This window comes from Alphaproteobacteria bacterium PA2 (genome assembly GCA_002256425.1).
GTDB lineage: Bacteria > Pseudomonadota > Alphaproteobacteria > Caulobacterales > Caulobacteraceae > Phenylobacterium.
Window position 1 is genome coordinate 1,388,713 of record NKIZ01000001.1, and the last position, 12,903, is coordinate 1,401,615.

The following is a 12,903-nucleotide window of genomic DNA, read 5'->3' on the forward strand; positions in this document are numbered from 1 at the left end:
GGCCTTTTTGCTGGCGGGCTTGTCCTCGCGTCCTGATGGGCGTGGAATGGCGGAATGATCCCCAGACGGTCCCTGTTGTTCAGCGCCCTGGCCCTGGCCGGTTGCGCCAGTCTTCCGACGGAAGGCGCCTTTCCGGCAGCGGGCCCCTATCCCGAGCTGGAACCTGTTCGCTTGTTGCGCCGTGACGGCGACGGGGTGGTCATCGAAATCGCCAGTCGGGGCTGCCAGACCCGTCCTGACCTGGTCTTTCACGTGGAGCGCAAGGGCGGCGTCGCCACCCTGGCCTTCGCCCGGCGTCGCCTGCAATCCTGTGCCGGACCAGTGCCGGATTGGGTGGAGGTCGCCTTCACCCGTGCTGAACTGGGGCTGGCTGCAGGTGAGCCGGTCTTCCTGCTCAATCCGCTTGCGGCGGCAGGGGTCAGATAAGGCGGTCAACCAGTTCGCCCGGAACACGCCTCGGGCGTCCGCTCGGCCTTTCGATCAGGCACCAGGTGGTGACCACCTGGGCGCACATGGCGCCGTCCGGGCCGTCGATCCGTACATAACGGTCAAAGCGCGGGCCATCGGCCCTGTCGGCGACCCAGGTGCGGCCTCTCGCGGTTTCGTCCGGCATGAGGGAGCGGCGATAGTCCACCTCGTGCCGCAGGCAGATCCAGGCCCAGCGACCCTTGGCCTCTTCCGTCTGGCGGGAGTCCCAGTGGGCAATGGCCAGATCCTGGGCCCAGGACAGGTAGACCACATTGTTCACATGGCCGTTGTCGTCGATGTCAGCCGGGGTCGGTCTGAAATCGAGACTGAAGACCTGCCGGCCTTCCGGGGGTTCAAGGAGTCGGCTCACCCGTCGGACCCTGGGGCGGCCTTCAGGGCAGCAGGCCCTGCTCAGCCATCAGGCCTTTCAGCTCGCCGGTCTGGAACATTTCCTTGACGATGTCGGCGCCGCCGACGAACTCGCCCTTCACATAGAGCTGGGGAATGGTCGGCCAGTCAGAGAAGGTCTTGATGCCGTTGCGCAGCTCGTCGTCCTGCAGGACATCGACCCCGACAAAGTCCACGGCCATGTGGTCCAGCACCTGGACGACCATGGCGGAGAATCCGCAGCGGGGCTGCTCGGGCACGCCCTTCATGAACAGGACAACGTCATTGGCGGCGATGGTCTGGCCGATGAAATCGTGAGCGGGGTTTGCGGCGTCGGTCATGGCGGGGGACTCTTGAGGTTTCGACCCTAGAGCTAGGGAGGCCCAGCCTCCGGGTCAAGGCGTCTGGAGGCTCAGGCCCGGCGGCGGGGCTGATCTTCTTCGGCGAAACGGGCCATTTCCACCTGGGCCGGAACCCCTGTTGGCAGTTCACGGTCAGCGACCGAGGCCCAGTCCGCAATGATGTCGGGCTTGTGCGCCTCGATCATCACCGTCGCCATGGTGGGTTCGGTGAGCAGATAGGCCAGGCAGATGTCTTCCGGCGTCCAGTCAGGTGTGGTGTGCAGGAACTGGAAGGTCCCGACGCCGGCCAGGGTGTCCCGCGGCTTCAGACCGAAGAAGCTGCCCGCCTTGCGGCCCAGGGAAAGCTGACTGCCCCTGATCAGGTCAGTAGGGATCGGATTGCGGGCGACGACGATGATGTCCTGATGGGCCGCTTCACGGAGCCGCCGGCGCACCTGGCCGTCAGAGGTGACGTCGCACGAGGTGGACAGGACATCGAAGGCGCCTGCTACAAGACAGCGGTCGACCACATCGCCTTCGCCGACAATGCCGATGCGCTTGCACAGGCCCGCCGCCTTCAGGTCCTCCAGGCACTGGTGACCATCGCGGTTCAGGCAATTGAACGCATTGTCGTCCAGCATGAGGGTGTCGAAATAGCCGGCGCCGGTCCGGGCCAGGCCGCCCTGGATATTGTCCATCAGGCTGCGACCGGTCAGGGGAACCCGCCCCTGATGCTGGATCCGCCAGCCCAGCAGGACCAGACGGCGCTCCAGGGTGCTGATGGCGGCGCCGACGCCAATCGGCAGGGCCTCGCCCGAGGCGCTCAGTTCAAAATAGTTGATGCCGTTTTCAAGGCCGGCGATCGCGGTCGCACGCCAGGCCGCAGGGCTGGACACGGCTCCGGACTCCCTCAGCAGCAGGCTGATGGCGGAAACCACCTTCCCGGATCTTCCAAACGGACGGTAGCGCATGATCAGGCCGGCGCCCGGGTTTCCAGCGCCAGGGCGTGCAGTTCCCCGCCCACCTTGCCCTTGAGGGCGGCATAGACCAGCTGGTGCTGGCGCACGCGACTGAGACCCGCGAATACGCCTGAGACGATAATCGCCTTGTAGTGGTCGCCGTCACCGGCCAAGTCTTGAATTTCTATCTCTGCGTCAGGAAAAGCGGACTGCAATTCCGCCTTCAGGACCGAGAGGGGCATAGGCATCTGGTAAGCTCCAACGGAGGGTCTGTTTGTCGGCGCTATTGGTTAATAACAGCCATACGAAGGCCTGGAACGCCGTCGGCGCCGCGCTCCTTTTCGCGGCCTGCGTCGGGCTCTCCGGATGTGGCATGGTGGTGTCCACCCAGCCGCTCTTTGACCCGCAAGCGGCGGGCAATCTGCAACCGCGCCCGGGCCTCTGGGCCCTGGCCGAACCTGACTGCCATTTCAACACCTCCGCCCCGCCCGCCGACTGGCCCGGCTGTGTCCAGGCCCTGAGCATCAGGGACGGTGTGGCCGTCAACGCCAGACCTCAGGGGCAGGGTGAACTGCTGGACCAGCCCGTCGCCTTCACCATGGCCGGCGGCAGCCCGGGGGTCATCCAGATCGCCCGGCCGATCAGCAAGGACTTCTCCCGCTGGGGCCACGGCTATTACGGTTACCGGCCCCTGGCTTCCGACGCCGAGGGCAGGGTGGTCTCCGCCCGGGTCTGGCCCGCCTTCTGCGCCCGCCCGGCGCCCGGAAATCCCCCCGGCAAGGACTGCTGGACCCCGTCCGCGGAAGAGGTCCGGCTGGCCCTCAAGGACAGCGAGATCTGGGCCTATGAAGACCGCCTCAGCGACCTGGGTCTGAAGGCGGTCTGGGTGCGGTATGAGGCAGGGAAGTAAGGGCGGGGACATGACCGACGCCGCCAAGGCCAAGGTCTGGGACGCCTATGTTGAGCCCTATGGCCAGGCCAAGGTGTTCGGGACCCCCAGCGCGGGGCTGGACATCCGCCTGCCAGGCCAGTTCCTCGAGGCCGAGAGCGGTGGCCTGCACCAGAACTGGTTCCGGAACTATGACCCGACCCTGGGGCGGTATATCGAGGCCGACCCCCTGGGCATTGATGCGGGGCAGAATCCGTATGCTTATGTGGATGGGAGACCTACGGAGTATTCTGACCCTGAGGGCTTGATAATTCCGCTAATAATTGAAGGAGCGCTCGTCGGTGGAGGTATCGACCTCGGCTTACAACTGCTGAACAACGGCGGTCATTTTGAGTGTGTAAATTGGAAGCAAGTGGGCAAGGAAGCTCTTATCGGCGCTGCGTTTGGAGGTATAGCCGAGGTGGGCAGCCTAGCTCTGGTTGGAAAGGAATTCACAATAGCTAAGAATCTTCGAATTGCGCCGTTTGGCAATAGAACTGGTCACCCGACAGGAGAGCTTCCCCATTATCATCGGAGTGTTCCAAATCCCAAGCGGGCGGGCCATTCGATGCCAGGTCAAAGCATGAAAAGGCATAGGCCCTGGGATTCAAAGCCAAGTGATCGACGGTTTCTGGATCGGTTCTAGGGCAATGAGAAAGAGAGCCCAGCGCATTCCACAGGTAGTATTGTTGGCTTCTGATGGGGCGGATTTCTTTGAATCCCGGGAGGCTGCTGAAAGGTCAATGGAGGCAATTGATGTCTTGGATGGCGAATACAAAGCAGCCTGGATGCGGGACGGGACTGTTCTGGACATTAAAACAAACCTGAAAAGGCCAGCATCTAAATCGAATTATTTCTCATCTGTGGAAAGTGCCCCCGTCTATCTCAACGCTAGGGAAGGGAGTCCGAAAGATTTGGTGGGACTGGAGGTCGCGGTTCGAGAATATTTTCAGAGTTTGGAGATAGATTGCGATAATCTGAATCTGCAACAACTTCTTGAAATGGCTTCCGATTATTTGAGTCGATAAACCTTAACAGGGGTGGTGCGTGATATTGGCCGCATGTTTGCAACGCATGGTGTGGTTGAGGGGCATTCCCATCGGGCTGGCCGATTCAAGACAGATCCATTCTCACTAATGTGGAAATTGCGTCGCGGGAAAATTGGTGCGGCTATTGAGTGGGTAGGGTTGGAGTTGTATTTGGAATTACGCTTTCAGCAATCTAAGGTGCATGGACTGGCAATTTTGTCACAAAGACAATGACCGGAAAGCACTGATGTTCCTATATGTAGCCTATTTGGCGAGAAGAACTATTGTTGGCTTGATGGCATCTGTTATATTTATGACAATATTGTTTTTATTTATGTTTCTTGTAAGTTATGCAATGCAGGAAGGGCCTTCTGTTTCCAAATATTTGCATAATTTTCCAAGTCTTGTGCTAAAAGGCGCGCCGTACTGGATCGCCATTGCTGTCCTGATACCCCTGTGCCGTGATTGGCTTGGTCCCAAGCCCCGCAGGATCAATCCGCGGTTATTGGCGGAGAACGCCAGGGGTATTACCCTTGCGGACTGTTTCAAGATCCGGAAGTTCAACGAGGCTCTGGATCGTTCGCGATACGGTGAGGAGGCATAGGGGTATGGGAGGCAAGCCTGTGGGTATTCCCGTCGGTCTGCCTTACGCTGTGCAGGTCCATTCGCGCCCATGAGAAAATCCCGCCGCGCCGGATTTGTCGTTTCTGTGAGCCTGCATGCGGCCCTGCTGGCCGCCATTGTGGTTCAGCGTGAACAGGGCGCCTTCGGCGTCGCGGGACCGACCCCCTAGGCATCGATGCGGGGCGGAATCCGTATGGGTATGTGGAGGTTATTATGGACCGTAATGTTGCCAAGCAATTCGCCACTCATGCATCCATCAGCATCGCGGAATTGACGAAGGCCTTGCAGTGTATAAAAAATTCGATAGAACCAGAAGAATATGATCGAATATTAAGTATAATTGGGTCAATATCTGGAGATATATTATTGAATATTATTAATCCAATAATCGACGTGTACCCGGAAATTGAAGAAGAAATAGACAGGAATATTGAAAGTTACATGTCGCCTGACCGCTAACCGGCTGGTGCAGGCACTGCCCTGCAGTGCGGCCCCTATGACATTGAGGGTCTCAAGGGGCAGGTCGTGCCCCTGGCGGCCGATTTCACGGCCCTGAACCCTGCTCAGGTCGCAGAGTCGACACCCAGCCTCCCCAGGTCGCATTCTTTCTGGGGAGGCCTGTTCGGCCGCACGCCTAGTCGGTGATGGCCGAATAGATCAGGCTCTTCAGCTGGCCGCGGAAGTTGAAGGTTCCGGACGGCATGAGCTGGGTCATGAAGACCATGGTCAGGTCTTCCTTGGGGTCTACCAGGAAGATGGTCGAGGCCGCCCCGCCCCAGTAATAGTCGCCAACCCCCAGGGAGCCGGTCTCGACAACGCCCATGGTCGAGGCGAAGCCCAGGCCGAAGCCCACGCCTTCATTGGCGGTTTCCGAGAAGGCGCCCAGGGCCAGCTGGGTCAGGTCCTTGCCGTCCTTCAGGTGGTTCATGTGCATCATTTCCAGGGTGCGGGGTCCCACTATGCGCACGCCGTCCAGCTCGCCGCCGCGACGGAGCATTTCGCAGAACCGCATGTAGTCGGCCGTGGTTCCGGTCAGGCCGCCGCCGCCGGACTTGAAGCCCGGATCGGAGATGAAGCTGCTGGTGGCCGGATCGTCGATCAGCTTGAGGGTCTTGTTCGGGCCGCGCTGATAATTGGCGGCGAACCGGCCGACCTTTTCCGGGGCCACGAAGAACGAGGTGTCCACCATGCCCAGGGGGCCGAAGATCTCGTCCTGCAGGTACTGGGCGAAGGGCTTGCCGGAGATGATCTCCACCAGGGCGCCGCAGACATCGGTGGCCAGGGAATACATCCACTGTTCGCCGGGGTGATAGCGCAGGGGCACCTGACCCAGCTTGTCCATGAACTCCATCATGGTGTCCTGGCTGCCGGCGCTGCGGATCTTCAGGCCGCGATAGATGTGGTCGATGGGGTGCTGGACGCCGATGCCCGGCAGGCCGCCCCCATAGGTCAGGCCCGCCGTGTGGCAGAGGACGTCCCGGAAGGTCACCGGGCGGTTGGGCTTTTCGGTGACCATGTCGTCGCCTTCGCCTGACACCCAGACCCGGTGGTTCTTCCACGACGGGACATAGCGGCTGACCGGATCGTTCAGCTGGAAATAGCCCTTCTCGAACAGGGTCATCAGGGCGATCGAGGTGATCGGCTTGGTCATGGAATAGATGCGGAAGATGGTGTCGTCGGCCATGGGCTTGCCGCGCTCGACATCCATGCTGCCAAAGGTGCGGGAATAGGCCGTGTGGCCATGACGGGCGACGGCGATCTGGCAACCGGCGATCTTCTGCGGCTCGATATAGTTGCGGTTGATGTGGTCGGTAATGCGTTCAAGGCGCGAGGCGTCGAGGCCGGTCCACTGAGAATGCGCGTCCATGTGAAAAATTCCTCCCGGGAAATGGCGATTGGTCTAATTGGAAGCCATCATGCGCGCGAGTTTTGCGCCAAGCCAAGAAAATCATGCCCCGGTCGGGGAGGAGATCACATGAATCCGACACTGCTGGCCCTGGGCGAGACCCTGGGCGAACGCCTGAAGGCCCGCAAGGAAACGGTCGCCGTGGCTGAAAGCTCGTCCGGGGGGCTGATCTCGGCGGCCCTGCTGAGCGTGGCGGGGGCCTCGGCCTATTATCTGGGGGGCGGGGTCGTCTATACCGGCAAGGCGCGGATGAGCCTGCTGGACCTGCCCCGGGAGGCGGTGGCGGGCATGCGCTCGGCCAGCGAACCCTATGCCCTGCTGCTGGCGCGCACGGTGCGCGAGCGGTTCGGGACCACCTGGGGGATTTCAGAGACCGGCGCTGCAGGTCCGACCGGCAATGGCTATGGCGACGCCGCCGGCCATACCGTGGTGGCGGTTTCCGGCCCGGTTGAATTCGCCATTGTCATCGAGACGGCTTCAAGCGACCGCATCGCCAACATGGACGCCTTCGCCGCCGCCGCCCTCGACCTGCTGGTCAGGGCGACCGAGGCCTAGAGCGCGTTCCCTTTAGACGGAATCGTCTAAAGGGTAAAACTGCGCTCTAATTCAAAGGTTTAGAGCACGCTTGTCGCGATAACCGGTTCCCACTTATCGCGGCGGGCTCTAGCCCATGTAAGCCGGCATCCAGCCCTCATGGGCGGAACGCAGGTCGGCCAGGGCGATGCTGAAGATGCCAGAGGTCGCCAGGGCCGGGCCGTCGGCATGCCCGACCTCTTCAGCAACCACGCCTGCGGCCTGGGCGGCCTTCAGAACTGGCGCGGGGTTTGGTGTGGCGATCAGATAGCGGGCCTGGTCCTCGCCAAACAGCAGGGCGTGATCGGGCAGCTTTGACGGCAGCTCCAGGGTGATCCCCACATTGGAGGCCAGGGCCATTTCTGCAGCTGCGGCGACAAGGCCGCCGTCGGAAAGGTCGTGAACCACCGTGATTTGCCTGGAATTTATGAGGCTCCGCACGAAGTCGCCGTTCCGGCGCTCGAGGGCCAGGTCCACCGACGGCGGAGCGCCATCCTCGCGGCCAAGGATTTCCCGCAGATACATGGAGGCGCCCAGTTCGCCCCGGGTCTCGCCGATCAGGATCAAGGTGTCGCCGGCCTTCATGCCAGAGAAGTCTGCCCGCCGTGTGGAGTCGGCTAGCAGGCCCACGGCGCCGACGGTGGGTGTCGGCGGAATGGCGGCGCCATTGGTCTCGTTATAGAGGCTGACATTGCCGCTCACGACCGGGAAGTCGAGAACGCGACAGGCTTCGGCCATGCCCTCAATCGCCTTGACGATCTGGCCCATGATCTCGGGACGCTCGGGATTGCCGAAGTTCAGATTGTCGGTGATGGCGATGGGGTCGGCGCCGACCGAGGTCAGGTTGCGCCAGGCCTCGGCCACGGCCTGCTTGCCGCCCTCATAGGGATCGTTCAACACATAGCGTGGGGTGCAGTCCGATGTGACGGCCAGGGCCTTGGTCGTGCCGTGAACCCGGACGATCCCGGCGTCGGCGCCCGTGGCGCTGTCCTCCAGGGTGTCGGCCATGACGTGACGATCATACTGCTCCCAGAGCCAGCGCTTGGAAGCCATGTCCGGGCAGCTCATCAGCTTCAGGACAGCGACCGCATAGTCGTCGGGCTCGGGAATGGCTTTGGCGTCGAGACGCGGCTGGGCCGCCGTCTCCACCCAGGGGCGATCATAGAGCGGCGCGTCATCAAACAGCGGCGCCAGGGGGACATCGCAGACCGTCTCGCCCTTGTGCTTGAGGACCAGGTGGCCGGTGTCGGTGGTCTGGCCGATGACGGCGGCGTCCAGGCCCCACTTTTCGAAAATGCGGTGGCCTTCGTGCTCGCGGCCGGGCTTGAGGACCGCCAGCATGCGCTCCTGGCTTTCCGACAGCATCATTTCATAGGCGGTCATGCCCTCTTCGCGCTGGGGCACCATGTCGAGATTCAGTTCGACGCCGACCCCGCCCTTGCCGGCCATTTCCACGGACGAAGAGGTCAGGCCCGCAGCGCCCATGTCCTGGATGGCGGCGACAGCGCCGGAGGCCATGAGTTCAAGGGTGGCTTCGATCAGCAGCTTTTCCGCGAAGGGGTCGCCGACCTGGACCGTGGGCCGCTTCTCGTCCGACGCATCGTCGAACTCGGCCGAGGCCATGGTGGCGCCGTGAATGCCGTCGCGGCCGGTCTTGGATCCGAAATAGACGACAGAGAGGCCGGGGGAGGGGGCGGCCGAGTAGAAGATCTTGTCGGAGTCCGCCAGGCCGACGCACATGGCGTTGACCAGGATGTTGCCGTCATAGCCCCGATGGAAATTGGTCTCGCCGGCCACGGTAGGGACGCCCACGCAATTGCCATAGCCGCCAATCCCGCTGACCACGCCGCCCAGCAGGCGCCGGGTCTTGGGATGGCTGGGATCGCCGAACCGCAGGGCGTTCAGCAGGGCGATGGGGCGCGCGCCCATGGTGAAGACGTCACGCATGATGCCGCCAACGCCGGTCGCTGCGCCCTGGTAGGGCTCGATGTAGGACGGGTGGTTGTGGCTCTCCATCTTGAAGATGCAGGCCTGGCCATCGCCGATATCCACCACCCCGGCGTTCTCACCCGGGCCGCAGATCACCCGAGGACCGGTGGTCGGGAACTTGCCCAGATGGATCTTCGAAGACTTGTACGAGCAGTGCTCGGACCACATGACCGAGAAGACGCCGAGTTCGACGGGGCTGGGATCGCGGCCCAGTCGCGTGACAATGAGGTCGAATTCCTCGGCCTTGAGGCCATATTCGGCGGCGGTCTGGGCGAGGGTCTTGGCAGGTGCGCTCATGGGCCTGCTTCTAGCGGGACTCGGCCGCCAGAGCGATAGCCGCAATTGCCCCGACCTGTGCATTTCCGCACCGCAGCCGAAAGGAAATGCAAGTTGCCGCCATAAATTTCCAGTGTAAATTTATCTTCAGTGAAACGGAGTTCGCCCATGTCGGAAATCATCGCCAAGCGCGTCTGCGCGGAGATCGAGGGCGATTTCGTGGTCTTCCTGATCGGCATGCGGATCAACCGGCCCTGGAAGTTCTGGAAATGGGCGCCTGTGGCGGCGGCCATGCCCCGCATGCTGATCGAACTTGGCAAGCAGCCTGACCTGGGCCTGCTGCACGCCAGATCCATGTTCGGCTTTCCCGATATTGTGGTCACCCAGTACTGGCGGAGTTTCGACCACCTGGAAGCCTATGCGAAGTCGCGGGAGGCGGCCCACCTGCCAGCCTGGCAGGCCTTCAACAAGGCCATCGGTTCAAATGGCGATGTGGGCATCTGGCATGAGACCTACCTGATCGAGAATGGCAGGTATGAGAACGTCTACAACAACATGCCGGCCTTCGGCCTGGGCCTTGCGGGAACCCTCAGGGACGCCTCGGGGGGCCGCAAGGAGGCCCGTGGTCGCGTGGCGACCGCGAAGCTCTAGGGTAGTTCCTGCCGGAGCATGTCGAGCTCGGCCTGGACAAGGGTGAGCAGCTTGCGTGCGACGGTATGGTTGGCCTGGGCAGCCGGATCTTCAGGCGCAACATCCAGCAGGCCTCCGGCCTCCAGCGCCTGGAACATGGTCGTCATGTTGTCGACCCGGGTGCGGGCGCGGCGGAGACCAAACTCCGCTCGGCTCGCCAGATGCACCACTTCACTCACGGAATCCCCCAATGCAGTCCCATCGTCACCGACAGTGCTCGGAAGCGACCCGCCTGTGGGCTGCAAGCTTCCGAGCACCCGGACGCTAGCCGTGCTTCAGAGGGGTGAAAACCTCAAAATGAGCATAGGCCATACAAGATTTCTAGGGGGTGCTCCTGGCGGGGGCAACATAACCCATTGAAAAATATAACCAGATTCCTGTCGGGACCATTGGTCGCGGTCCATGCACCCGTGGCCGTCAGCTCCTGGAGGGGGCCACCTGATCCAGGATCGACACCATGAACACCAGGAGGGCGAAGGCGAATATCAGCACCACAACGGATACGCCCATGAAGATCAGCTTCTGCACAATGGTCCAATGGCTGGTGTCGATCATGCGCTCGAAGGCGCTGCGGGTGTCGACCGGCTCGGGGGTCGGCGGGCTTTCGGGATGCTCTGCAATGAAGAGCATGTTCGCCGCCTGGGTCCGGTTCTTGGCGCCCAGGGTCCGCATGGCCTTGGCTATGTGGGAATCGATGGTCGCTCCGGTTATGCCAAGAGCCGCCGAAATGTGCTTGGTGCGGCCGTAGGACAGGACGCCCCGCAGGCAATCCTTTTCCCGCTCTGACAGCAAGGCAATGCGCGTCGCCAGCGCCTGGCGGTGCTCATTGTCCATCAAGTGGGTCGGTCCGAAATCCATCTCGCCCTGTAGTTATCCGGATTCGCCTATGGAACCCTGGAGCGACCCAGCGTTTACGGAAATTCGTTCAGGACAACAAGTTGCGCCTGATGGGGGAAGTTGCAGCCCCTGTTTCGCCTGTTTTTGCGGCGGCGGCTTCGGTGAATACCGCGATCGACGCCTCGGTGATTGCCCGTTCCCGCAATGCCGTCTAGCGTCTGGTCAAGCTGGCCGCTCAGATCGGCCACCAATTGGAGAGACAGATGGCGAATGCAGGCGGGGTCGGAGGAATTTTCCGACGGAAGAGTATCGGACAGATTCAGGCCGAGCATGAACAAGGGGAACTGACGAGGTCCCTTGGGGCGCTGAACCTGATCCTGCTGGGGATCGGCTGCATCATCGGCACGGGCATTTTTGTTCTGACCGGTCGCGCCGCCGCCCAGTTCGCTGGTCCCGGCATCATGATCTCCTTCATCATTACCGGCACGCTCTGCGCTTTCGTGGCCCTTTGCTACGCTGAACTGGCCTCGGCCATTCCCGTGTCGGGATCGGCCTATTCCTATTCCTATGCCTCCATGGGCGAGATTGTCGCCTGGGTCATGGGCCTGCTCCTGATCCTGGAATATGGCCTGGCGGCCTCCACCGTGGCGGTTGGCTGGTCGGGCTATCTGGCGAGTCTGTTGAAGGACATGCACATCGTCATCCCACCGGAGTTAACCGCAGCGCCGGGTGTTCTTGTAAAGAATGACGCCGGTGAAGTGATCGCCCATGGTGTGATGAACCTTCCGGCCATTGTCGCCATCGCCATGGTCACCGGCCTTCTGGTCATGGGCGTTTCAGAGTCCGCCCGGGTGAACAATATCGTGGTCGCCATCAAGCTGACCGTGGTCATCGCCTTCATCGTGATCGGCTCGCGCTATGTGAACACCGACAACTGGCATCCGCTCATTCCGGCGCAAATTCCGCCGCCCCCCGCCGGAACCCCGACGGATATCTGGAGTCAGATCGGCCACGCCCTCATGGGCGTCATGACCGGCGACAATTCCACCAAGTACGGGGTCGGCGGCGTGATCCACGCTGCAGCCGTGATCTTCTTCGCCTATCTGGGCTTTGAGGCGGTCTCCACCGCTGGCGCAGAAAGCCGCAATCCGGCCAAGGACATGCCCATCGGCATTCTGGGCGCCCTGGCCATCTGCACCCTTCTCTATATCGCGACCTCGGCGGTCCTGGTCGGCATCGTGCCCTACGCGTCCCTGGACAATCCTGCCCCGATCGCCACGGCGGTTAACGCCATCGGCCTGCCCTGGTTCGCGGTGCTGGTGAAGATCGGCGCCATCGCCGGTCTGTCCTCGGTCATGCTGGTCCTGCTCTATGGCCAGACCCGCATCTTCTACACCATGAGCCGCGACGGCCTGCTGCCCAAGGCCCTGTCCGTGGTGCATTCGCGCTTCAAGACCCCCTGGATCAACACCATCATCGTCGGTGTTGCGGCCAGCTGCGCCGCAGGCTTCATGTCCCTGGACCGCCTGGCGGACCTGTCCAATGTCGGCTCCCTGGCGGCCTTCGCCATTGTCTGCCTGACGGTGGTCTATCTGCGGTTCTCGGCGCCTGATCTTGCGCGTCCGTTCCGCACGCCGCTCTTCCCGCTGGTGCCGATCCTGGGCGCGCTCATGTGCCTGGTTCTGCTGATGAGCCTGATGGCGGCCGACCACACCCGGAATTTCTTCCTGATCTATCTGGTTGGCGGCATCGCGCTCTACTTCATCTTCGGTCGCAACAGCTCGAACCTGGGCAAGGGCATACTGGTCGAGGGCCATGAAGCCGCGCCCATGGAAATTCCCCACAAGGAAGACTGAGTTCAGTCTCGTCCGGCGGGCCTTGCGGCGCGCCGGACGAA

14 protein-coding genes are annotated in these 12,903 nt (G+C 62.1%); 6 read left to right on the forward strand and 8 right to left on the reverse strand.

Annotated elements, in window-relative coordinates; all coding sequences use genetic code 11:
* Positions 1-54: 54 nt before the first annotated feature.
* Positions 55-426, forward strand: a complete 372-nt coding sequence (locus CFE28_06690; GenBank protein ID OYU69715.1) for a hypothetical protein — start codon at positions 55-57, stop codon at positions 424-426.
* Here CFE28_06690 and CFE28_06695 read toward each other — a convergent pair.
* The 4 genes from CFE28_06695 to CFE28_06710 form a co-directional block, all read right to left on the reverse strand.
* The gene (locus tag CFE28_06695) at positions 419-838 is read right to left on the reverse strand and encodes a thioesterase (protein ID OYU69716.1); all 420 of its coding nucleotides are present in this window, start codon (positions 836-838) and stop codon (positions 419-421) included. The two genes, CFE28_06690 and CFE28_06695, sit on opposite strands and share 8 nt — an antisense overlap.
* 22 nt (positions 839-860) lie before the next feature.
* A complete protein-coding gene (grxD, locus tag CFE28_06700; protein ID OYU69717.1) occupies positions 861-1,196 on the reverse strand; it encodes a monothiol glutaredoxin, Grx4 family in 336 nt (111 codons plus the stop codon).
* Positions 1,197-1,267: 71 nt separating this feature from the next.
* A complete protein-coding gene (locus CFE28_06705) occupies positions 1,268-2,167 on the reverse strand; it encodes a hypothetical protein (protein OYU69718.1) in 900 nt (299 codons plus the stop codon).
* A 2-nt stretch (positions 2,168-2,169) separates the two neighbouring features.
* A complete protein-coding gene (locus tag CFE28_06710; protein OYU69719.1) occupies positions 2,170-2,403 on the reverse strand; it encodes a BolA family transcriptional regulator in 234 nt (77 codons plus the stop codon).
* A 125-nt stretch (positions 2,404-2,528) separates the two neighbouring features.
* On the opposite strand from CFE28_06710, the gene CFE28_06715 reads away from it, so the two are divergent.
* Both CFE28_06715 and CFE28_06720 read left to right on the forward strand, forming a co-directional pair.
* The gene (locus tag CFE28_06715) at positions 2,529-3,065 is read left to right on the forward strand and encodes a hypothetical protein (protein OYU69720.1); all 537 of its coding nucleotides are present in this window, start codon (positions 2,529-2,531) and stop codon (positions 3,063-3,065) included.
* A complete protein-coding gene (locus CFE28_06720) occupies positions 3,049-3,729 on the forward strand; it encodes a hypothetical protein (GenBank protein OYU69721.1) in 681 nt (226 codons plus the stop codon). The genes CFE28_06715 and CFE28_06720 overlap by 17 nt, the downstream gene beginning before the upstream one ends.
* Positions 3,730-5,369: 1,640 nt before the next feature.
* Here CFE28_06720 and CFE28_06725 read toward each other — a convergent pair.
* The gene (locus CFE28_06725; GenBank protein OYU69722.1) at positions 5,370-6,602 is read right to left on the reverse strand and encodes a serine hydrolase; all 1,233 of its coding nucleotides are present in this window, start codon (positions 6,600-6,602) and stop codon (positions 5,370-5,372) included.
* Positions 6,603-6,710: 108 nt separating this feature from the next.
* Between CFE28_06725 and CFE28_06730 the strand changes: the two genes are divergently transcribed.
* A complete protein-coding gene (locus CFE28_06730) occupies positions 6,711-7,196 on the forward strand; it encodes a damage-inducible protein (GenBank protein ID OYU69723.1) in 486 nt (161 codons plus the stop codon).
* A 108-nt stretch (positions 7,197-7,304) separates the two neighbouring features.
* On the opposite strand, the gene CFE28_06735 is transcribed toward CFE28_06730, so the two are convergent.
* Entirely contained in the window at positions 7,305-9,500 is a 2,196-nt protein-coding gene (locus tag CFE28_06735) for a phosphoribosylformylglycinamidine synthase II (protein ID OYU69724.1), read from the reverse strand.
* Between the two features lie 147 nt (positions 9,501-9,647).
* On the opposite strand from CFE28_06735, the gene CFE28_06740 reads away from it, so the two are divergent.
* Complete coding sequence (locus CFE28_06740) at positions 9,648-10,130, forward strand: transcriptional regulator (protein OYU69725.1); 483 nt, start codon at positions 9,648-9,650, stop codon at positions 10,128-10,130.
* Here the strand turns inward: CFE28_06740 and CFE28_06745 are convergent.
* On the reverse strand, positions 10,127-10,336 hold the full coding sequence (locus CFE28_06745) for a hypothetical protein (protein OYU69726.1): 210 nt from the start codon (positions 10,334-10,336) through the stop codon (positions 10,127-10,129). The two genes, CFE28_06740 and CFE28_06745, sit on opposite strands and share 4 nt — an antisense overlap.
* 250 nt (positions 10,337-10,586) lie before the next feature.
* On the reverse strand, positions 10,587-11,027 hold the full coding sequence (locus tag CFE28_06750; GenBank protein OYU69727.1) for a hypothetical protein: 441 nt from the start codon (positions 11,025-11,027) through the stop codon (positions 10,587-10,589).
* A 242-nt stretch (positions 11,028-11,269) separates the two neighbouring features.
* Here CFE28_06750 and CFE28_06755 point away from each other — a divergent pair, with 242 nt between their 5' ends.
* Positions 11,270-12,862 carry an amino acid permease gene (locus CFE28_06755; GenBank protein OYU69728.1) on the forward strand — a complete coding sequence of 531 codons (1,593 nt, stop codon included), beginning with the start codon at positions 11,270-11,272 and terminating at the stop codon, positions 12,860-12,862.
* Positions 12,863-12,903 lie beyond the last annotated feature (41 nt).